Here is a 19,528-nt window from a genome sequence, read left to right as displayed (position 1 = left end):
GCATGGATGCCTTGTCTATCTGCTGATACTTGTATGCTGACGGCCGGGTGACATCAGGTCACCCCGTCAACCCTGCTGTTGTTTGCCCCGTTATTGCTCTCTCTTCCCCTATTTTATATCCCTCTGTTGCTCCGCCCGGTGCTGCCGTTTTACCTTGCCGCGATTTGTATCGTTAATGTTTGAATTTGTTTAAAAATCGGTTTTAAGCCGCAACGCCTTGCGTATAATCCGGCCATAGTATTCCAGCGCAAGAGGGTGAGACGGATGATTCCCCAGCACGATTTTTTGGCCATGACCCGCAGCCACGAGTGGCAGCTCGACCCCTTTGATTTTGCGCTGCCAGACGGCACGCGGGTCAGCGTCTGGGATACCGGTGTCATCTGTCTGGAGCCTGCCAGCGGAGCGGGCGGCCAGCCGGGAGGACGCAAGGATATCGTCCTCTCCTGCGGTATTCACGGTAACGAGACCGCCCCCATCGAGATCTGCAACCAGCTGCTGAGCCGTCTGCTCTCTGGTGAGCTGACCGCCCGCCATCGGGTGCTGTTCCTGTTTGGCAATCCGGCGGCGATGAACCTCGGGCTGCGGGAGGTGGAGGAGAACATGAACCGGCTCTTCTCCGGCGCCCACAGCAAGGGGGAGGGGCTCTGCAACCGGGAGCGGATCCGTGCCATGCGTCTCGAGCAGTATGTGAGCCGCTTCTTTGCCGATCCGGCCCGCCCCCGCTACCACTACGACCTGCACACCGCCATTCGCGGTTCGCGCCACGAGAAGTTTGCCGTCTACCCATTCCCCCACGAGCGGCCCCACTGCCGCGAGCAGGTGCAGTTCCTCGGTGCCTGCGGGGTGCGCACCATACTGCTCTCCGCCAGCCCGACCACCACCTTCAGCTACTACAGCTCCCACCAGCACGGCGCCCACGCCTTCACGGTGGAGCTGGGCAAGGTGCGGCCATTTGGCGAGAACGACATGACCCGCTTTATCGAAACCCGGCAGGCGCTGCAGGAGCTGGTCAGCCAGGACGAGGTGGCGCTGGAGCCGTGGCGGGCGGATGATTTCACCCTGTTTGCCATCGATCGGGTGATCACCAAAAAATCGGAGCAATTTCGCTTCCTGTTCGCCAGCGATGTCGACAACTTTACCGAATTCCCGCAAGGGTTCGTGCTGGCCGAGGATGGCGAGCAGCGCTACACCGTCGAGCAGCCGCGCGAGGCGGTGGTCTTCCCCAATGCCAACGTGGCGATTGGTCAGCGCACCGTGTTGCTGGTAGTGCCGACCCGGCTCTGGGAATAAGCCGTGCAATAGCCCCCTGGTTGCGGGGGGAGAGGGGCGGGAGTGAATCGTATGCTGACGATCGGGCGAATGGGTTTTTCCGCTCTCTTTTGGCCGATTTGGTCATGCCATGGGATGAGCGGTGCAGTATAAGCAAAAGTTTGGGCATTTTGGGAAATGCCATAAATCCAGCTTATAGTGACCAGCAAGCTCTCCGCGAAGGCCACAGAGAGTGCCTGCAAGGCCGCTCAAGGGGTTGGCCGATCTGATGGATGTGGCAGCGATTCCGCGCTGTCCGGCCCTATCGGGATGAAGAGCACGAACTGTGTCATGGCGAGTGAAGGGGATAAAAAAACGGAGCCAGTCATCGACTGGCTCCGTTTTTTAATGGCGTTGGCGGGGGATCAGCTGTTGTTCTTCACAAACAGGGTGATCTCCTGGCCCGGCTTCAGGTAATCCCCTTTGTCGAGCTGATTCCAGCGCATCACATCGTTGATGGCGACCTGGAAGCGTGCGGCGATGGAGGAGATGGAGTCACCACGGCGAACCTGATAGACCATCGACTTGCCGCTCTGCTTGCCACCCTTGGGGTAGACCACCAGCTGCATGCCCGGCTTCAGGGCCGACTTGGCGTTCAGGCCGTTCCACTTGGCGAGCTCCTCGTGGGAGACGCCGTGCGCCTGGCTGATGCTCCACAGGTTGTCACCTGCCCGCACCTTGTAGCTCACCTTGCTTTTCTGGCTGCTGCCACGGCTGGCCAGCTGCTGCGGGGCCGCACTGGCCTTGCTGCTGACGGCATGGCCGCTGGTCGGAATGACCAGACGCTGACCGCGACGCAGGCTGTTGCCACGCAGATTGTTGGCCAGTTTCAGCTCGCTCACGCTGACGCCGTGATTCTGGGCGATGCGTGACAGGGTGTCGCCACTGGTGACCTGATAGGAGCGGGTACGGATACGCTCGCTCTTGGGCAGATCGGCCAGTGCCAGCTCCAGGGTATCGGCATATTCAACCGGTACCAGCAGGCGGTAGGGGCCGCGCGGCGACATCACACCACGGCTCAGGGCAGGATTGACCTCCTTGAGCTGCGAGGTGCGCACACCGGCCAGCTGGGCCGCCACGTTCAGATCGATCTGGCTGCCGGTTTCCACCACCCGCAGCTTCGGCTCGTTGGCGAGCACCGGCAGCTGGACGTTGTACTTGTCGGCATTGCTGATCATGTCAGCCATGGCCAGGATCTTGGGCACATACATCTGGGTTTCGCGGGGCAGGTCGAGCGACCAGTAGTCGGTCGGCTTGCCGGCACGCTGGTTACGCTGGATGGCGTTGCGAACCCGTCCTTCACCGGCATTGTAGGCGGCCAGCGTTTGCAGCCAGTCACCATCAAAGAAGCGGTTCAGGTACTCCAGATAGTCGAGCGCCGCATTGGTGGAGGCCAGCACATCGCGCCGTCCGTCATACCAGTTGTCGTGGCGCAGACCGAAGTTCTTGCCGGTGGCGGGCACAAACTGCCACAAACCGACGGCATTGCTGCGGGATCGGGCATGAGGATCAAACATGCTCTCGATCATCGGGACAGTAATAAGCTCCATTGGCAGCTCACGCCGTTCAATCTCCTCTACCATCAGATAGAGGTAGGGTTCAGCCCGGCTGGCAATGGTCGCCAGATGCTTATCATTGCGCAACAGCCACTCACGTTGTTGGCGGATGCGCGCATTGTCCGGAGTTTCCAGTTGCATATCATCGCTGATACGCACCCACAGATTGTCCGTATCTTCCATTTCGTCCAGCTGTTCATCGCCAAACAGAAATCGTGAAGAGTGTTTTTTATGCGCTTTTTTGTTGACCTGGGGGGACTTGATCGGCTCGATTGCCGTTAGCGCCCGGTCATCCTGATGGCTCAGGTTTTGGCAGCCGCTGAGCAACAGCGCTGCCAATAAGGCCGTTCGTACCTTCATCTCGTTCCGGTCATTTTTAAGAAAAACAGCTCGCATCATAAGGGGCAATCCCCCCCTGATCAAGGTTTGTTCAAAAAACATCCTTCCATTGGCGCAGGATCGTGAAGGTATCTACCGGATTTTCCACGCATTTTAGCCCCTGCTTTTCAGCAGAAAATTTCACTGAATCGAGCTCGCAGCGCAGAAAAACATTAAACCTGCGCTCATCCCCCAGTCGGCTGGGCAGGCTTGGCAGCCCCTGTTGCCGCAGTTTGCTGATCAGCCCGATCTGATCACGGATCGCCGGGTTGTCCGGCTCGACCGCATAGGCGAAGCGCAGGTTTGACAGAGTGTATTCGTGGGCGCAATAGATGAGGGTGTCATCGGGCAGGGCGGCGAGCCGTTGCAGCGAGTGATACATCTGCTCCGGCGTCCCTTCAAAGAGGCGACCACAACCGGCCGAGAAGAGGGTGTCACCGCAAAAGAGCATGCCGTTGCCATGGTAGGCGATATGGCCGCGGGTATGGCCGGGCACATGGATCACCTCGAGGGCAAGACCGTGCCAGTTGATCTGATCGCCATCTTCGAGCCACTGACCATGGTGGGCCGGCATGGGGTCAAGTTTGGGGCCATATAGCCGGGCATGGGGGAACTGTTCGAGCAGTTCGCCAACCCCGCCTACATGGTCGTGATGATGGTGGGTCAGGAGGATGGCATCGAGCACCAGCCCCAGCGCCGAGAGCCGCTCCAGCACGGGGGCCGCTTCGCCCGGGTCGACAACCAGACAGTGATTTTCGTGTCTAATCAACCAGATGTAGTTGTCATTAAAGGCAGGAACTGTGATCACTGGATACATGAGTCTGCTTCTCTTTAGGGAGGGTATCTTATATAACAGGATGGCGTTCGAAACCGCGAGTTGAGCCCTATTATGCAGGTGGCACGTACCGAACAACAAATCGAGATCCCGACCAGCTGGTCCGCGTTGCCTATGGGGGACTGGGTTGCCGCCGAGATCCAGGAGCGGCTCGACAGCTGGTGTCCCAACCTGTTTGGCTATCATTTGCTCAAGATTGGCGCCCTGAGCGCCGAACTCTCCTGCAAACGCTCATCCATTCGCCATCAGGTGGGCGTCGCTTCCGAAGGACGGCTGCTCGACATGTATGGCGATCCGCTGGCATTGCCGGTGCGTACCGGCAGTGTCGATGCCTGTCTGCTTGCTCACTGCCTCGATTTTTCGGCCGATCCCCATCAGGTGTTGCGCGAAGCCGAAAGGGTGCTGACCGACGATGGCTGGCTGATTATCAGTGGCTACAACCCCATGAGTCTGGTGGGCATCGGCCATTGCATCCCTTTTTTGCGGCGCAAGGTGCCCTGGTCGGCGCGGATGTTTACCCCCGGGCGGGTCACCGACTGGCTCCATCTGCTGGGGTGCGAGGTGATGTTTGACGAGCGCTTCGGTTACTCGTTTATGGGCAAACAGAGTTGGCACAGCTGGTGGCAGGAGAGTGTGGGACGGGACTACTGCCGGGCGTTTGCTTCTGTCTATGTGATTGCCGCCCGTAAACGGCGCTTTCCGCTGATCCCGGTGCGCCGCCGCTGGCAGCTGCCAAAGTCCCTCGCCACACCGGGCATGGCCCGTCAGGGCTGGTAGCCGGTATCCTCGGCCAGATCCTTGCCGCAGGCCGCCTCGCGGGCCAGTTCATCACAGCGTTCGTTCTCCGGATGGCCCGAGTGCCCTTTAACCCAGAGCCACTCGATCTGGTGACGGCTCACTTCCGCATCCAGCTCTTTCCAGAGATCGACGTTTTTGACCGGCTGACGGTTGGCGGTCATCCACCCCTTCTTCTTCCAGCCGATGATCCACTGGGTGATCCCCTGACGGACATACTGGCTGTCGGTAGTGAGGCGTACCTTGCAAGGCTCGTTGAGGGTGCGCAGGCCCATGATGGCGGCCATCAGCTCCATCCGGTTGTTGGTGGTGAGGCGAAAGCCGGCTGCAATCTCCTTGCGGTGCTTGCCATAGACCATCACGGCGCCATAACCGCCCGGGCCCGGGTTGCCGAGGCAGGAACCATCCGTATATAAATCAATCTGTTTTAACATGAGGCTTGGGGTAAACTAGCGAGTAAAGCCGAAGTTTGACATAGATTGGATCATGAACACACCCCAACTGAATCGCCAGATCATCCTGGATACCGAAACCACAGGTATGAATACCGGTGGCGGCCCTGTTTACCTTGGCCACCGCATCATCGAAATCGGCTGTGTGGAGGTGATCAACCGCAAGCTCACCGGTAACCACTACCACGTCTATATCAAGCCGGATCGGCTGGTGGACCCGGAAGCCATTCAGGTTCACGGGATTACCGACGAGTTCCTGCGCGACAAACCCTCTTTTAGCCAGATTGCCGACGAGTTCCTCGAGTTCATCCGCGGCGCCGAGCTGATCGCCCACAATGCGCCGTTTGACGTGAGCTTCATGGACTACGAGTTCAGCAAGCTCGGACTCAACTTCAAGACGGCCGATATCTGTACCATCACAGATACCCTGGCGATGGCGCGGGATCTCTTCCCGGGCAAGCGCAACAACCTGGATGTGCTCTGCGATCGCTACGGTATCGACAACTCGCACCGTACTCTGCACGGGGCTTTGCTCGATGCGGAGATCCTGGCGGATGTCTACCTGCTGATGACCGGCGGCCAGACCAAACTCAATCTGGCCACCGAGAGCAGTGAAAACGAGAGCAGTCAGGACACCAGCATCCGCCGCCTGGAGAGCAACCGACCGGCGCTCAAGGTGATTAGAGCGGGGGAAGAGGTGCAGGCGCTGCACGAAGCGAGACTGGATCTGGTGCAGAAGAAGGGAGGGAGCTGTCTGTGGCGGCAATGAGCAAGTGGCTGGCCTCTTTTTTACTGCTGGGGTCGCTCGGCGCTTCGGCGACCGAGGTATTTGCCCCTTCCGATATTCCGTTGCTGGATAACCGCTTTCGCATCGATTATGGGGTGAAGGAGATCACCTTTATCATCAAGCGCAAGCCGGGTTCCCCCTCGGTGATCCTGGTGCGCCCAGATGGCAGCAAGCTCTACGTGGGCAAGGTCAAACCGGATGATGTGGGCTGGTTGGCACTGCCGGAGCATGACCTCATTACCCTGCGCGATCCCATGCCGGGCCCGTGGCAGGCGATTGGCGAGGTGGATCCCGACAACCGGGTGCGGATCCTCTCCGATATCCGGATGGACATCGCCGCCTTGCCGATGCAGCTCTATCAGGGGGAGGTGGTCAAGCTCAAGGCGTGGCTCTCGATCGATGGCCAGCCCCCCAAGGACAAGTACTACCTCTCCGATCTGGGGATGAAGGTCAAACTGCAATCCTTCAGCGATGCTGGCAAGCAGAATACGGTGCTCGATCAAGAGATTGGCCACTACCTTGACGATGGCAAGGGGCTTGATGAGGTGCCGGGTGATGGCGTCATGACGGCGGAGGCGATCCTGCAGGATATTCCGGCGGGCAAATACCGCGCCATGTTCAGTACCGGCAATCAGGTGTTTGTCCGGGCCCGTTATCAGGAAGTGCTGCTCTACCCTTATCCCTTTACCTACAATCTGGCGCCTCCCTCCGAAGAGCTGGGTGCCAAGTTGTCACTGCTGGTCGACCGTGACGAGCTGGATCCCGCCTCTGTGGCGCTCAAGGGCACAGTCACCAGCAAGACCGGTGGCTACTACTCGTTCAGCGAGGTGGCGACAGCGCCCAAACTGGATGTCGATTTTTCCGTCATCAAGGAGCCTGGACAATATCAGGTAGAGGCCGCGCTCTACGGCACCACCCGCCTTGGCCGTGAAGTGAAGATCGCTATGCCGGTGAAAACCTTCAATGTCTTTCCGCCAGCACCTCCACCTCCGCCGCCGGTCTCTGCTGCCGAGCCAACCTCCAGCGCCAAAGCGACCGAGAAAGCGGAGGAGAAGGGGGGAATGGGCTGGTTGATCTGGGCGCTGGCCGGTGGTGGCGGGCTATTGGTTATTCTGGGCGGGGTCGGGTTTATTATCCTGCAAAAACGCAAGGCGTTGAAACGCGCTCTGGCAGCAGCTCAAGCGGAAAGTCAGCAAGCAGAACAACCCGCCGCCAAGCTGGATCTCAACTTGCCAGAGCAGTAACGGCAAGTTCAAATAATAAAAAACCGCCCTTGGGCGGTTTTTTATTATGCATTTTCGAATGTTAGTTGGGAAAGCAGGGCTAGTGTTCGCCGATATAGACATCCTTGTTCTGCTCACGGATCTCGAGGAACTTGTCGAGATTGGCCATCATCAGCTCGACCAGCTGGGGATCGAAGTGTTGCCCCTTCTCCTCTTCGATGAGAGCCAGCACCTTTTCCAGCGGCCATGCCTTCTTGTAGCAGCGATCAGACCCCAGCGCATCGAACACATCGGCCAGCGCCACGATACGCCCCTCCAGCGGGATATCCGCCCCTTTCAGACCACGTGGATAGCCGCAGCCATTCCACTTTTCATGGTGATTGCCCGCTATGGTGGCGCCGATCTGGAACAGTGCCAAGTCGCTGCCGGAGAGCATGTCCTGCCCAAGCTGGGCATGGGTTTTCATTATTTCCCACTCTTCCGGAGTGAGCTTGCCCGGCTTGTGCAAGATGGCATCAGGAATGCCGACCTTGCCGATGTCGTGCAGCGGTGAGGCGCGTTTTATCAACTCGCTCTGTTCTTCGCTCATCCCGAGCAGATGGCAGAACTGCTCGGTATAGAGCGCGACCCGTTTGACATGCAGTCCCGACTCTTTGGAGCGGGTTTCGACCAGTTCACCGATGCGGTAGATGATTTCGCGCTGGTTATCGGCGATCACTTCGTTGAGACGGATGTTCTCCAGCGCCACTATGATGTTTTCGGTAAAGAGCGTGAGCAGGCTGGTATCGATCTGGCTGAGCTGGCGCGTTGTCTCGATATGGAACAGCAGGTGGTGACGCGGGTTCTGGCAGTAGAGCACCATCTGGTTGGTGCTGTAGACGTTGCTGCTCTGTGCCATGGCCTGGCGCAGGATCTCGGGAGCGTCTGTCAGTCGCATCGCGGCATGGCCCGGCAGCAGGGGTTCAAGCAGCTGATCCTTTACCTCGTAGGTGTATTGTTTTACATCGTAGATCTGGGTTTCACCCAGATGGAGCAGGGCGCTCAGCTGCTCTTGTGCTCCCTCAACAAATTGGCGCAGGGCCCGCTTCTCGAAAATTCCCTTGGAGGCTTCAATAACTTTTTCGAGCCCCTGTCGGTTGCTTTCCAGAGTGCGGATATCTCTATATGAACGCAGACTGGCACGCAGCAGGGTTCGCAGCTTCTGGGAGGTAAGCTCGGTCTTGTCCTTGTAGTCGTTGATGTCGTAGTTGGTGACAACGTCATCTTCCGGTGCCTGACCGGGCTGGCCGGTTCTGAGCACGATGCGCACCATCTTGTTTTGCAGATCTTCACGGACGTATTTGACGACGTCGAGACCGGCATGGTCGACCTCCATCACCACATCCAGCAGCAGCAGGGCGACATCCGGCGTAGTCGCCAGCAGCTCCTTGGCTTGTGCTGCGGAATAGGCGTGCAGAAAGTCGATGGGGCGATTGTCAAACTCGAACTTGTTCAGGGTGATCTTGGTGATGCGATGAACCTCGGGTTCATCGTCAACGATCATCACTTTCCAGCCCGCTTGCTGCACATCGGTGAGAGCAAGATCGTCGTCATCAATAATCAGGATTTCGTCATCCATCATACAATCCTGTTTGGCATCCTGTGCTTACATTAACTGCTCAACTAAGGATAGGAAACTTATTGAGAAATAAAATTTGATCTCGCAAAACTATGGTCGAAATAAGCAAATGGAACCCTTTGGCTAATCCAGGTGAGGTGCGGGCTTTCTGTTGTGAATCAAGGTGTCCCAATGCACCACCTTGTGTCCCTCGCCCGGTTGAGCCGCAAGAGGGAAAAAGCCAATCCGGCTCTGGTCAAGGATAAAGACGAGAATATATCTTATTTGATAATTATTCCTATTTAAGGGTAGCATGCAGGTTGATTCGAAGAGGAGTTTATTCGTGACCCAGAGCCTGCCTCCCAATCGCCCCCGTCCGGTGACGGTCAAGCGAGTGCAACAACTTACCCCTCATCTGCGGCGCATCACGTTTGGCGGCCGTGAACTGGCCGATTATCCCTTTACCTGCGGGGGCGCCCATATCAAGGTGATGCTGGCTCAGCCTCATCAGAGCGAACCCGTCATGCCAGCCATGACGGCGGGTGGCCCGCGCTGGAGCAATCCGGCGGACAAGCCGGTCATCCGTACCTACACCATCCGTGCATTTCGCCGCGATGAGCTGGATCTCGATATCGACTTTGTTCTTCATGGCGATAGCGGGCCAGCCAGTGCTTTTGCTACCCACGTCAAGGCGGGGGATAAGGTGATCCTGTCCGGGCCGGGTGGCCCCAACCCCATGCTGCAACCGGCAGAGCACTACTGTCTGGTGGGCGATCTCACCGCCTTGCCCGCCATCATGGCTATGTGCGAAGTGATGCCTGCCGATGTCCGCGGGGAGATTGCCATCCTGTTGCCGGATCAGGCGGATGCCCAGCCGTTGATACTGCCGGTCGGCGTACACTGTCACTGGTTTGTGGGAGAGCCTGCAACCAGCGGTATTCTGGAGCATGTGCAGGCCTTGCCTCTCTCTCGGGATGGCGGTTTCTTCTGGCTAGGCGGGGAAGAGGCGCTGGTGCTGCCGCTGCGTCGCCATTTTCGTTCCGTGCTCGAGGTGGATCGCCAGTCGCTCTACGCGGTTCCTTATTGGCGCAGAGGCAAGAGTGAAGAGGCCTATCATCAGACCCGCCATGATGTGATGGATAGCTGAGCAGAAGAGATCCTGCCACACATCAAAACTTGCAAATAAAAATGATTTGCATTTAGTATTGCGCCGTCCGGGTATTTGTCCGGGCGGCGTTTTTATTTCCGTTGACACAAGAGCGCCCTGTTTTCACGTCGGTTTGGCTGCATGTTGTCGGACCCCAACGCAAGGAGTCGTAAAGGGTGGTTAAGTACCAGACCCCTCTGTTCTGGCTGGCATTGTTCCTTCTCTGCACGCTGTTTTGCCTCTCGCTGGCCACCGGGGCCGGCGTCTATGGTGCCCGCGAGGTATTCGGGTATCTGACGCACAATCCCCTGTGGGTCAGTGACGAGAAACTCGCCATGGTGCTCAATACCTTGCGACTGCCGCGCACCCTCTGCGCCATGGTGGTCGGCGCCTCGTTATCTCTGGCTGCCTCCTTGTTGCAGAGTGCGACCCGCAATCCGCTGGCGGAGCCCGGTCTGCTGGGGGTCAACGCCGGGGCCGTCTTTGCGCTGGTGGTGGGGCTTACCTGGTTCGGGGTGGAGTCCGCCTACGGCTATCTGCTTTGGGCCGGACTCGGCGCGCTGCTGGGTAACGTGATTGTGCTGGGGCTTGGCATGATGATTGGCCGCTCCAACCCGCTCAAGCTCATTCTGGTCGGGGTGGCGCTCTCCGCTACCTTCGGCGGTCTCTCCAGCTTTCTGCTGCTCTCCAACAAGATGGTGCTGGAGCAGTACCGCTTCTGGAACCTCGGCTCCCTGTCGGCGGCCAATCTTGATGCCATCATAGCCGTGCTGCCCTTCGTGCTGGCAGCGTTTGTTATCACCTTGCTGCTCTGTCGCCAGCTGACCCTGATGCAGATGGGAGACAGTCAGGCCCAGGCGCTGGGGATCCGCCCCAACCGGGTGCGGATTGGCGTGCTGCTGGCCGCCACCCTGTTTACCGCCAGTGCCATCGCCATCGCCGGCCCCATCGGTTTTGTCGGCTTTCTGGCTGCCTACTGTGGCCGACTGGTAGAGCCGGTGAAGCTGTCGGTGCAGGTCTGTTTCTCCGCCCTGTTCGGCATGCTGTTTCTGCTGTTGGCCGACATTCTGGCGCGCTGGCTGATCCAGCCGTTCGAGTTGCCCAACGGGGTTATTCTGGCCCTGATTGGCGCACCAGTGCTGATCGCCATCGTCCATCGCGGGGGCTTTCGTACCCTGCTGACCGTCAAGTGAGGGGCTGATGCGTGCACCTACCGATATGCTCTGCCTGCGGGCCGGCAACCGCTCTTTGCTGATCCATCTGCCAAGCTGGCGCTGGCTGGCGCTGCTGGCCGTGGTGCTGCTGGCGCTGGCCCTGCTGGCCCTGAGCGTTGGCGGCGGCAAGATCGGCTTCGCCGGGGTAGTCAACACCTTGCTGGGGGAGGGGACGCGGCTTGAGCAGCTTACCTTGTTCAAGATCCGGCTGCCGCGCATCCTAGGGGTTGTGGTGGCGGGGGCGGCCATGGGGCTCTCGGGCTGTCTGGTGCAGACTCTGGTTCGCAACCGGCTGGCCACACCCGACATGGTGGGGGTCAACAACGGGGCCTCTCTGGCCATCATCGTCTTCTCCCTCTACCTGACGATAGGCAGCTGGCCCTGGTGGGCTGCCCCCATCGGCGCCATCTTCGCGGCGCTGGTGCTCTATGCCCTCTGCCGCAAACCGGGTGAACAGGGCTATCTGTTCGTGGTGATCGGTATCGGCCTCTCCGAGCTGTTCGAGGCGCTCGGCCAGTTTGTGATGTCCACCCAGGCCCTGCTGCACCTGAGCTCCCTCTATCTGTGGAACATGGGCAGCTTTATCGCCGTGGGGTACAGCACCATCACCCCCATCGCCATCCTGTTGCTGCTGCTCTGCCCCTGGATCGTCTATCTCTCCCGCTCACTGGCGGTGCTGCGCTTTGGCCCCGAGATGGCCAGAGGGCTTGGCGTCAACGGCGATCGGGTGCAGCTGGGCGTTCTGGTGCAGGCCATTCTGGTGGCAGCGCTCGGCACCGCCATCGGCGGCCCCGTGGTCTTTATCGCCATGGCGGCCCCCATTCTTGCCTCCTGGCTGGTGAAAGACCGGGTGGTGCCGCTCTGGCTGGCGGCGCTCAGCGGCGCCCTGTTGCTGCTTGCCAGCGATACCCTGGTTCGGGTGCTGGCCAGCCCCCACGAGGTGGCGACCGGCATCATGACCCGCATTCTCGGTGGCCTGTTGCTGCTGTTTCTTCTTGTTAACGATCGCCAGAGGGCTGACTGATGACGCTCACCGTAAATCGCCTCCACTTCGCCTATCAGCAGACCCCCATTTTGCGGGACATCTCCTTCAGCGTGCCGAGAGGCAAGCTGGTGGGGATCGTCGGCCCCAACGGCTGCGGCAAATCGACCCTGCTCAAACTGCTCTCCGGCCAGATGAAAGCCCAACGCGGCGAGATCCTGCTCAAGGGCAAGCCGCTCGCCAGCTACCCCATGAAGGGGTTGGCGCGGGAGCTCGCCTATCTGCCCCAGCGGCCGACTCTGCCTGCCGGCATTCTGGTGGAGCAGCTGGTGCAGTATGGCCGTCACCCCCATCAGGGCTGGTTCAATCAGTGGGGCGAGGAGGATGCCCGTATGGTGCGCAGCGCCTGCGAGCGAATGCAGCTTGAGGAGATCTGGCAGCAGAGCGCCGCGTCCCTCTCCGGCGGGCAGGCACAGCGGGTGTGGCTTGCGATGATCCTGGCGCAGGACAGCGACATGGTGTTGCTCGACGAGCCCACCAGTGCCCTCGATATTGGCCACCAGACCGAGGTGATGGAGGCAATCCACCGCATCACCGCCGAGGGCAAAACCGTGCTGCTGGTGATCCACGATCTGGCGATGGCGGCCCGCTACTGTGACGAGCTGATCGCCATCGGCGAAGGCACCATTGCCGCCATGGGCCCGGCCCGGGAGGTGGTGACCAAGGGGCTCATCGACCGGCTCTACCAGACCAGTGTCGACATTCTGCATGCACCGGGTGACGGGGCGCCCATTATCGTGCCGCGCCGCCATGACCACGCCTGCCAATGGCGGTCGGCCAGTTGAGATTGAGCGAAACCGGCATCGGCCTGTTTCGCGAACCTTCCCACCGCTGACTTGCATGCAAGCAGCACAACATAGGAGTGAGATGATGAAGCGTTTTGCCGCCCTGGCAACAGCCATCCTGATGCTGGCCACGCCGCTGGTTCAGGCGCAGGAGATGCGTGAAGTGACCGATGCGTTTGGCCAACAGGTGCAGGTGCCGGTCAAGCCACTGCGAGTGGTGACCTTGAGCGAGTTCGATCTCGACAGCGCTCTGACCCTGGGGCTCACCCCAATCGGTGCCGTCAATGGTCGCGGCCAGCCCACCATGCCACGTTACCTGCTGGAGAAAGGGGTAAGCGATATCAAGGTGATCGGCGATCTCGACAGCCCCAATCTGGAGTCGCTGATTGCGCTGGAGCCCGACCTTATCCTGACCGGCCAGACCCGTCCAGAGCTGCTGACCCTGCTGGGCGAAATCGCGCCGACCGTGGTCACCGGCAAGTGGGGCGAACCGTGGCAGGATATGTTCCGCCGCACCGCTCATACCCTCAACCGCGACAAGGAGGGGGAGGCTTTCCTCAAGCGTTATGAAGAACGGTTGGTAGAGGCGCGCAGCAAGCTGGCCAACCATCAGGGGGAGAGCATCAGCATAGTGCGCTGGAATCCCAAGGGGCCGAGCTTCATGTATCAGGGCACCTTTGCCAGCAGCGTGGTGGAGTCGATGGGGTTGGTACGCCCAAGCAAGCAGCAGGGTACCGGCGCCCCTCACTCGCCACCCCTGAGTCTTGAGTCCCTCAATCTGCTGGATGCCGACTGGCTGGTGATCGGTACCCTGAGTGCTACCGGCGATGCGGTGGATGCCATGCGTCAGGCGGAGCAGACTCCGGCGTTCCAGCAGCTGCCGGTGATCAAGGCCAAGCGCTTTGGCGCCGTGGACGGGTCGCTCTGGACTTCGAGCGGCGGCCCGCAGGCGGCATTGCAGGTAATTGCAGATGTGGAGCAGTTGCTGGCAACCCGCAGCTGAGTGCCATCGCACCGCTGGGGTTGACCAAAAAGTTGACCAAGCAAAGAGGGGGGCCGATGCCTCCCTCTTTGTTTATCCGTGCGGCCCGGAGCGAGCCGGGCATTTACTGCGGCTGGATTTGGGTGATGGTGAGCTTGCCACCCGGGTTCTCGGCGTGAAAGCGCACCGCATCCCCCATCTTCAGATCCTTGAGCAGGGCCGGGTCAGCCACCCGAAAGACCATGGTCATGGCGGGCATCTTGAGGTTGTCGATTGTCTCGTGCTTGATGCCGACCTTGCCGTTGGCCGCGTCGATGCGAGTGATGACCCCCTTGGTCATCATCATGTCGCCCATCTCGTTCATGCCCTCCATTTGCCCCATCTGGCTCATGTCGTGGCCTTGATGGTTCATCATCTCGGCAGCCTGCAGGCTGGTTTGGGTAGCGAGGCCCATCAGCAGGGTCAGTGTCAGCGTCTTGTAGTTCATCCTGGTTTCCTTGTTTAGCTTATGGAGTTGCAACGGGGTTGCTGTTTGTCCGCTTGAAAATGGTCTGTTCATCAGTGTGATGACTCCTGCTGATCCGCGGTGGTCTGCTGCTGCAGGGTGCGACTGCGCCACAGGTAGTAGGCTGCTGGCAGTACCAAAAGGGTCAGTACCAGCGCGCTCACCATGCCGCCAATCATGGGGGCGGCGATGCGCTGCATCACCTCGGAGCCGGTGCCGTGGCTCCACATGATGGGCAAGAGGCCAGCGATAATGGTCACCACCGTCATCATCTTGGGACGCAGGCGCAGGGCGGCGCCGTGGATCACCGCCCGGTGCAGCCCCGCCTTGTCCGGCTTGCCGCAGGCCACGAGGTCATCCCAGGCGTGGTTGAGGTAGACCAGCATCAGGACGCCGGTCTCCACCGCTACCCCGGCCAGAGCGATAAAGCCCACCCCGACCGCCACCGAGAGGTTGAAGTCGAGAAGCCAGAGGGTCCAGATCCCGCCCACTACCGCCAGCGGCAAGGTGGTGAGAATGAGCAGCACCTCCTGAGCGCGGCGAAACGCCAGATAGAGCAGCAGCACTATGATGGCGATGGTGAGCGGCACCACGTAGGCGAGGCGCGCCTTGGCCCGCTCCATGTACTCGTATTGGCCAGACCAGGTGAGGGCGTAGCCCGCCGGCAGCACCAGCTGCTTGCCTACCTCGGCCTTGGCCTCATCGACGAAGGAGCCGATATCGCGGCCGCGAATATCGACGTAGACCCAGCCGTTGAGACGCGCGTTTTCACTGCGCAGCATGGGGGCCTCATCGCTGATGTAAACCCGCGCCACGTCCGCCAGCGCGATACGTGCGCCGCTCGGAGTGACCACCGGCAGCAACTCGAGGCTTGCCACCGAGTCGCGATAGCTCTGGGGATAGCGCAGGTTGATGGGGTAGCGCTCGCGCCCCTCGATGGTCTGGCCCACCTCCATGCCGCCCACTGCGGTGGCGAGCACCGCCTGCACATCGGCGATGTTGAGGCCGTAACGGGCCGCTTTGAGCCGGTCGATATCCACCTTGACGTAACGGCCGCCCGCCACCCGCTCGGCGTAGACCGATGAGGCGCCCTCCACCTTGCCGACGATTTGCTCAAGCTGTTGGCCGAGCTGCTGGATCACCTTGAGATCCGGTCCCGCTATCTTGATGCCGACCGGGGTCTTGATGCCGGTGGCCAGCATGTCGATGCGGGTCTTGATGGGGGGCACCCAGGCGTTGGTGAGGCCGGGGAAGCGGATAAGGGAATCCAGCTCCTCCTTGAGCTTCTCCGGGGTCATGCCGGGACGCCACTGGTCGCGTGGCTTGAGCTGGATGCTGGTCTCCATCATCACCAGATCGGCGGGGTCGGTGGCCGATTCGGCGCGCCCTGCCTTGCCGAACACGTTCTGCACCTCGGGCACGGTGCGAATGAGCTTGTCGGTCTGCTGCAAAATCTCCCGCGCCTTGCCCACCGAGATATTGGCCGCGGTGGTGGGCATATACATGATGTCCCCCTCATCGAGCGGCGGTATGAACTCGGAGCCCAGATACTTGAGCGGCCAGAAGCCCACCACCGTCACCACTGCGGCGATGGCCAGGGTGGTTTTCGGATGGGCCAGCACGGCTTTGAGCAGTGGCACATAGCCCTGGCTTAGCCAGCGGTTCAGCGGGTTGGCCTGCTCCGCCAGCACCTTGCCACGGATGAAGTAACCCATGATCACCGGCACCAGCGTGATGGCGAGCGCCGCAGCGGCGGCCATGGCGTAGGTCTTGGTGAAGGCGAGCGGATGGAACATCCGCCCCTCCTGCGCCTCCAGCGCGAACACCGGCAGGAAGCTGATGGTGATGATCAGCAGGGAGAAGAAGATGGCGGGGCCTACCTCGATGCTCGCCTCGGTGATGATGCGCCAGCGGTTCTTGTCGGTGAGCGCCTCCCGCTCCATGTGCTTGTGGACGTTCTCGATCATCACGATGGCGCCATCCACCATGGCGCCGATGGCGATGGCGATGCCGCCCAGCGACATGATGTTGGCGTTGATCCCCTGCAGGTGCATCACGATAAAGGCCACCAGAATGGCGATGGGTAGGGTGATGACCACCACCAGCGACGAGCGCAGGTGGAACAGGAAGGCGAGGCAGACCAGCACCACCACAGCGAACTCCTCCACCAGCTTGCCGGAGAGGTTGTCGATGGCGCGCTGGATAAGGTCGGAGCGGTCGTAGACGGTGACCACCTCGACCCCCTCTGGCAGGCTGCTTTTCAGCTGGGCGAGCCGCGCCTTGACCCCGTCGATGGTGTGCTGGGCATTCTCGCCGTAGCGCATGACGATGATGCCACCCACCACTTCCCCTTCACCGTTGAGCTCGGCCAGACCGCGCCGGCTCTGGGGCCCGGTGACCACATCCGCCACGTCACCCAGCAGCAGCGGGGCGCCGCGCACATTGGTACCGAGCGGGATCTGCTTCAGATCCTCGACGCTTTTCAGATAGCCGTTGGAGCGCACCATGTACTCCGCTTCCGCCATCTCGATGACGGAGGCTCCAGTCTCCTGATTGCCCTGCTTGATGGCGGTCTCGATAAGGGAGAGCGGGATGCCGTAGGCGCGCAGCTTGTCCGGGTCGACCCGCACCTGATACTGGCGCACCATGCCGCCCACGGTGGCGACTTCGGAGACCCCGTCCACCGTCTGTAACTCGTACTTGAGGAACCAGTTCTGCAGCGAGGTAAGCTGGCTGAGGTCGTGCTTGCCGGTCTTGTCAACCAGTGCGTACTGATAGACCCAGCCCACCCCGGTAGCATCGGGGCCGAGCTGGGGGCGGGCGGAGGCGGGCAGGTTGGGCGCGACCTGGCTCAAATACTCCAGCACCCGGGCACGGGCCCAGTAGAGGTCGGTGTTGTCGTCAAACAGTACATAGACGAAGGAGTCGCCGAAGAAGGAGTAACCGCGCACCGTGGTGGCCCCCGGCACCGCCAGCATGGCGGTGGTGAGCGGATAGGTCACCTGATCCTCTACCACCTGCGGTGCCTGGCCCGGGTAGGAGGTCTTGATGATCACCTGCACGTCGGAGAGATCTGGCAGGGCGTCCACCGGGGTCTGTTTGACCGACCAGAGCCCCCAGGCGGTGAGCATGAGGGTCAATAGCAGCACCAGAAAGCGGTTGCCGATGGACCAGCGAATGATGGCAGGGATCATGACTTCTTCTCCACCTCGGGCATCGCCATCTGATGCTGGCTATGCTCTATGCCTTCCATCTTCTGCATCTCATCCATTGCTGGCTTGGCTTTGTCGCCGCTTGTCGGCGCTTGCTCCTGATGGATGGTGGTGATGCGGTACTCATCCCCCTCCTGCATTACTTGCAGATGGAGGGTCTGTCCCTCGGCCAGCTTGCTTATATCGACCCCGTCGGCGACGGTGAACTCCATCTCCATGGTGGGCCACTGCCACTCGGGGATGGGCTGGTGGGAGACCATCAGGGTACGGTTGGCCAGATCGATGCTTTCAACCTCGCCCTGAGTCCACACTTGGGCTGGGCGTACCGCCGTCATGCGCTGGAAGTCCGAATCGATGGCCGACTCGGAGTCGAGCAGGAACTGGGCCGAGCTGACGATGTTATCCCCAGCCTCTACCCCTGCCTTGATGGCCACCTTGTCGTCAAACTGGGGGCCTAGGGTGACGGCAACCGACTTGAAGCTGCCATCCCCCAGCGCCAGCACCAGCCGATCCTGACTGCCGGTGCGGATCACCGCTTCGCTCGGCACTACCAATTGCGGCTCTCCCTTGCCCGCCTGAATCGTCACCTTGGCGAACATATTGGGTTTCAGGAACTCATCCGGGTTGGCGAAGCGCAGCCGCACCTTGAGGGTGCGGGTGGTGGCATCCAGCGTCGGGTAGAGGTAATCCACCTTACCTTGCCAACTGCGACCGGGGGCATAGTCGAGGGTCATGGTGACCGGATCCCCCACCTTCAGCTGGGCGGCCTGACGTTCGAATACCTCGGCGCTCACCCACACCTGCTTGAGGGGGCTGATGTTAAAGAGCGCTGCGGCGGGCTCCACATACTGGCCTTCGCGCACCTTCAGCTCGGAGACATAGCCGCTGATGGGGGCATAGATGCGCACCGTCTCCTGCACCTGACGGGTGCGCTTGAGGGCCGCAATCTGATCTGCCGGCACCTGCAGGGACTTGAGCTTGCCCTCGGCGGCGCGCAGCAGCAGCGGGTTGGCTGTGTTGAGTGCCAGTAGGTACTCGTGCTGGGCATTGACCAGATCCGGAGCGTAGAGCTCGTAAATCAGGCTCCCCTTGCTCACCTGCTGCCCCTCGCTCTTGATGGCGAGGGTGCGGATCCAGCCTGCCATGCGGGCGTTGACGGCCTCCAGTCGGCCTTCGTCATAGCCGACGTAGCCCACCGTCTCGATCTGCTGGTGGATGGGGAGCTTCTCCACCTTGGCGAGCCGCACCCCAAGGTTCTGTTGGATCTCGGGGCTGATGGTGACGGTGCCCGGCGAGCCGTTTTCCTGCTCCTCATAGACGGGGATAAAGTCCATCCCCATGTTGTCCTTGGCCGGAGCATCGCGCTTGTCGCGTGGATCCATGGGGTTGACCCAGTAGAGCGGCGTTTTCTCCTTGGCCACGGTGTCAGCGGTGGTCTGTTTGGCGGCCCAGTAGCCGCCACCGGCACCGAGGGCCAGCAGCAGGGCCGATACCAGCAGTTTCTGGCTCATCGCACACCTCCACTTAGTGGCTGGGTGGCAAGGTTTTTGGCGGCGATAAGGCCGGTAACAGGGGCAAGTGACATCATATATCTTCTCTTGTGCACGCCGCCGGACGGGAGATGGACAAGGCATCACCCGAGGGATTGGCGGCAAACGGGGCGCAGCTGTATCAGCGCGCACGGCTCCCTGTGAGCGGGCCGGTTTGGCC

16 protein-coding genes are annotated in these 19,528 nt (G+C 60.6%); 9 read left to right on the top strand and 7 right to left on the bottom strand.

The annotated features are described in order from the left end of the window. Window positions 1–264 precede the first annotated feature (264 nt). Window positions 265–1,290, top strand: coding sequence for a succinylglutamate desuccinylase (gene astE / locus AAHA41_RS03760; RefSeq protein WP_323069781.1), 1,026 nt, complete (start codon window positions 265–267; stop codon window positions 1,288–1,290). Between the two features lie 383 nt (window positions 1,291–1,673). Here astE and AAHA41_RS03755 read toward each other — a convergent pair whose 3' ends face one another. Continuing rightward, a complete protein-coding gene (locus tag AAHA41_RS03755) occupies window positions 1,674–3,224 on the bottom strand; it encodes a LysM peptidoglycan-binding domain-containing protein (RefSeq protein WP_043849547.1) in 1,551 nt (516 codons plus the stop codon). Window positions 3,225–3,294: 70 nt separating this feature from the next. Further along, window positions 3,295–4,059: a hydroxyacylglutathione hydrolase gene (gene gloB / locus AAHA41_RS03750; RefSeq protein ID WP_043849546.1), complete on the bottom strand. Its 765-nt coding sequence runs from the start codon at window positions 4,057–4,059 to the stop codon at window positions 3,295–3,297. A gap of 72 nt (window positions 4,060–4,131) precedes the next feature. On the opposite strand from gloB, the gene AAHA41_RS03745 reads away from it, so the two are divergent. Continuing rightward, the gene (locus tag AAHA41_RS03745; RefSeq protein ID WP_041208657.1) at window positions 4,132–4,854 is read left to right on the top strand and encodes a methyltransferase domain-containing protein; all 723 of its coding nucleotides are present in this window, start codon (window positions 4,132–4,134) and stop codon (window positions 4,852–4,854) included. Here the strand turns inward: AAHA41_RS03745 and rnhA are convergent. Further along, window positions 4,842–5,306, bottom strand: a complete 465-nt coding sequence (gene rnhA, locus AAHA41_RS03740; RefSeq protein WP_219270864.1) for a ribonuclease HI — start codon at window positions 5,304–5,306, stop codon at window positions 4,842–4,844. The genes AAHA41_RS03745 and rnhA overlap by 13 nt on opposite strands. A 52-nt stretch (window positions 5,307–5,358) precedes the next feature. Here rnhA and dnaQ point away from each other — a divergent pair, with 52 nt between their 5' ends. Together dnaQ and AAHA41_RS03730 are read left to right on the top strand one after the other, a co-directional pair. After that, a complete protein-coding gene (gene dnaQ, locus AAHA41_RS03735) occupies window positions 5,359–6,093 on the top strand; it encodes a DNA polymerase III subunit epsilon (protein WP_041208654.1) in 735 nt (244 codons plus the stop codon). Further along, window positions 6,090–7,355, top strand: coding sequence for a TIGR03503 family protein (locus AAHA41_RS03730; RefSeq protein ID WP_323069812.1), 1,266 nt, complete (start codon window positions 6,090–6,092; stop codon window positions 7,353–7,355). The genes dnaQ and AAHA41_RS03730 overlap by 4 nt, the downstream gene beginning before the upstream one ends. Window positions 7,356–7,434: 79 nt before the next feature. Here the strand turns inward: AAHA41_RS03730 and AAHA41_RS03725 are convergent, their stop codons facing one another. Then, on the bottom strand, window positions 7,435–8,952 hold the full coding sequence (locus AAHA41_RS03725) for an HD domain-containing phosphohydrolase (protein WP_323069811.1): 1,518 nt from the start codon (window positions 8,950–8,952) through the stop codon (window positions 7,435–7,437). A gap of 322 nt (window positions 8,953–9,274) precedes the next feature. On the opposite strand from AAHA41_RS03725, the gene AAHA41_RS03720 reads away from it, so the two are divergent. From AAHA41_RS03720 to AAHA41_RS03700, 5 genes are all read left to right on the top strand, one after another. After that, window positions 9,275–10,078 (top strand): siderophore-interacting protein, encoded by an 804-nt coding sequence (locus AAHA41_RS03720; RefSeq protein ID WP_323069780.1) that lies wholly within the window; start codon window positions 9,275–9,277, stop codon window positions 10,076–10,078. Between the two features lie 176 nt (window positions 10,079–10,254). After that, window positions 10,255–11,271 (top strand): iron ABC transporter permease, encoded by a 1,017-nt coding sequence (locus tag AAHA41_RS03715; protein WP_139434447.1) that lies wholly within the window; start codon window positions 10,255–10,257, stop codon window positions 11,269–11,271. A 7-nt stretch (window positions 11,272–11,278) separates the two neighbouring features. Then, window positions 11,279–12,316, top strand: a complete 1,038-nt coding sequence (locus AAHA41_RS03710) for an iron ABC transporter permease (protein ID WP_323069779.1) — start codon at window positions 11,279–11,281, stop codon at window positions 12,314–12,316. Beyond that, window positions 12,316–13,119: an ABC transporter ATP-binding protein gene (locus tag AAHA41_RS03705; protein WP_323069778.1), complete on the top strand. Its 804-nt coding sequence runs from the start codon at window positions 12,316–12,318 to the stop codon at window positions 13,117–13,119. Before AAHA41_RS03710 ends, AAHA41_RS03705 begins: the two co-directional genes overlap by 1 nt. Before the next feature lie 85 nt (window positions 13,120–13,204). Continuing rightward, complete coding sequence (locus AAHA41_RS03700) at window positions 13,205–14,122, top strand: iron-siderophore ABC transporter substrate-binding protein (protein ID WP_323069810.1); 918 nt, start codon at window positions 13,205–13,207, stop codon at window positions 14,120–14,122. Window positions 14,123–14,225: 103 nt separating this feature from the next. On the opposite strand, the gene AAHA41_RS03695 is transcribed toward AAHA41_RS03700, so the two are convergent. The 3 genes from AAHA41_RS03695 to AAHA41_RS03685 all read right to left on the bottom strand — a co-directional run bounded on the left by AAHA41_RS03695 (window position 14,226) and on the right by AAHA41_RS03685 (window position 19,329). Next, window positions 14,226–14,588, bottom strand: coding sequence for a copper-binding protein (locus tag AAHA41_RS03695; protein WP_323069777.1), 363 nt, complete (start codon window positions 14,586–14,588; stop codon window positions 14,226–14,228). A 71-nt stretch (window positions 14,589–14,659) separates the two neighbouring features. Then, window positions 14,660–17,800 (bottom strand): efflux RND transporter permease subunit, encoded by a 3,141-nt coding sequence (locus AAHA41_RS03690; RefSeq protein ID WP_323069776.1) that lies wholly within the window; start codon window positions 17,798–17,800, stop codon window positions 14,660–14,662. Beyond that, window positions 17,797–19,329 (bottom strand): efflux RND transporter periplasmic adaptor subunit, encoded by a 1,533-nt coding sequence (locus AAHA41_RS03685; RefSeq protein ID WP_323069775.1) that lies wholly within the window; start codon window positions 19,327–19,329, stop codon window positions 17,797–17,799. The genes AAHA41_RS03690 and AAHA41_RS03685 overlap by 4 nt, the downstream gene beginning before the upstream one ends. Window positions 19,330–19,528: the final 199 nt, after the last annotated feature.

Source organism: Aeromonas sp. SER, from assembly GCF_038739615.1.
Lineage (GTDB): Bacteria > Pseudomonadota > Gammaproteobacteria > Enterobacterales > Aeromonadaceae > Aeromonas > Aeromonas jandaei.
This window is presented reverse-complemented; position numbering and strand designations above follow the sequence as displayed.

What these genes read in the sequence shown, in the direction of transcription:
- astE (WP_323069781.1), top strand. Translation starts at nt 265, where the DNA reads ATGATTCCCCAGCACGATTTTTTGGCCATGACCCGCAGCCACGAGTGG.
- AAHA41_RS03755 (WP_043849547.1), bottom strand. Translation starts at nt 3,224, where the DNA reads ATGAAGGTACGAACGGCCTTATTGGCAGCGCTGTTGCTCAGCGGCTGC.
- gloB (WP_043849546.1), bottom strand. Translation starts at nt 4,059, where the DNA reads ATGTATCCAGTGATCACAGTTCCTGCCTTTAATGACAACTACATCTGG.
- AAHA41_RS03745 (WP_041208657.1), top strand. Translation starts at nt 4,132, where the DNA reads ATGCAGGTGGCACGTACCGAACAACAAATCGAGATCCCGACCAGCTGG.
- rnhA (WP_219270864.1), bottom strand. Translation starts at nt 5,306, where the DNA reads ATGTTAAAACAGATTGATTTATATACGGATGGTTCCTGCCTCGGCAAC.
- dnaQ (WP_041208654.1), top strand. Translation starts at nt 5,359, where the DNA reads ATGAACACACCCCAACTGAATCGCCAGATCATCCTGGATACCGAAACC.
- AAHA41_RS03730 (WP_323069812.1), top strand. Translation starts at nt 6,090, where the DNA reads ATGAGCAAGTGGCTGGCCTCTTTTTTACTGCTGGGGTCGCTCGGCGCT.
- AAHA41_RS03725 (WP_323069811.1), bottom strand. Translation starts at nt 8,952, where the DNA reads ATGGATGACGAAATCCTGATTATTGATGACGACGATCTTGCTCTCACC.
- AAHA41_RS03710 (WP_323069779.1), top strand. Translation starts at nt 11,279, where the DNA reads ATGCGTGCACCTACCGATATGCTCTGCCTGCGGGCCGGCAACCGCTCT.
- AAHA41_RS03705 (WP_323069778.1), top strand. Translation starts at nt 12,316, where the DNA reads ATGACGCTCACCGTAAATCGCCTCCACTTCGCCTATCAGCAGACCCCC.
- AAHA41_RS03700 (WP_323069810.1), top strand. Translation starts at nt 13,205, where the DNA reads ATGAAGCGTTTTGCCGCCCTGGCAACAGCCATCCTGATGCTGGCCACG.
- AAHA41_RS03695 (WP_323069777.1), bottom strand. Translation starts at nt 14,588, where the DNA reads ATGAACTACAAGACGCTGACACTGACCCTGCTGATGGGCCTCGCTACC.
- AAHA41_RS03690 (WP_323069776.1), bottom strand. Translation starts at nt 17,800, where the DNA reads ATGATCCCTGCCATCATTCGCTGGTCCATCGGCAACCGCTTTCTGGTG.
- AAHA41_RS03685 (WP_323069775.1), bottom strand. Translation starts at nt 19,329, where the DNA reads ATGAGCCAGAAACTGCTGGTATCGGCCCTGCTGCTGGCCCTCGGTGCC.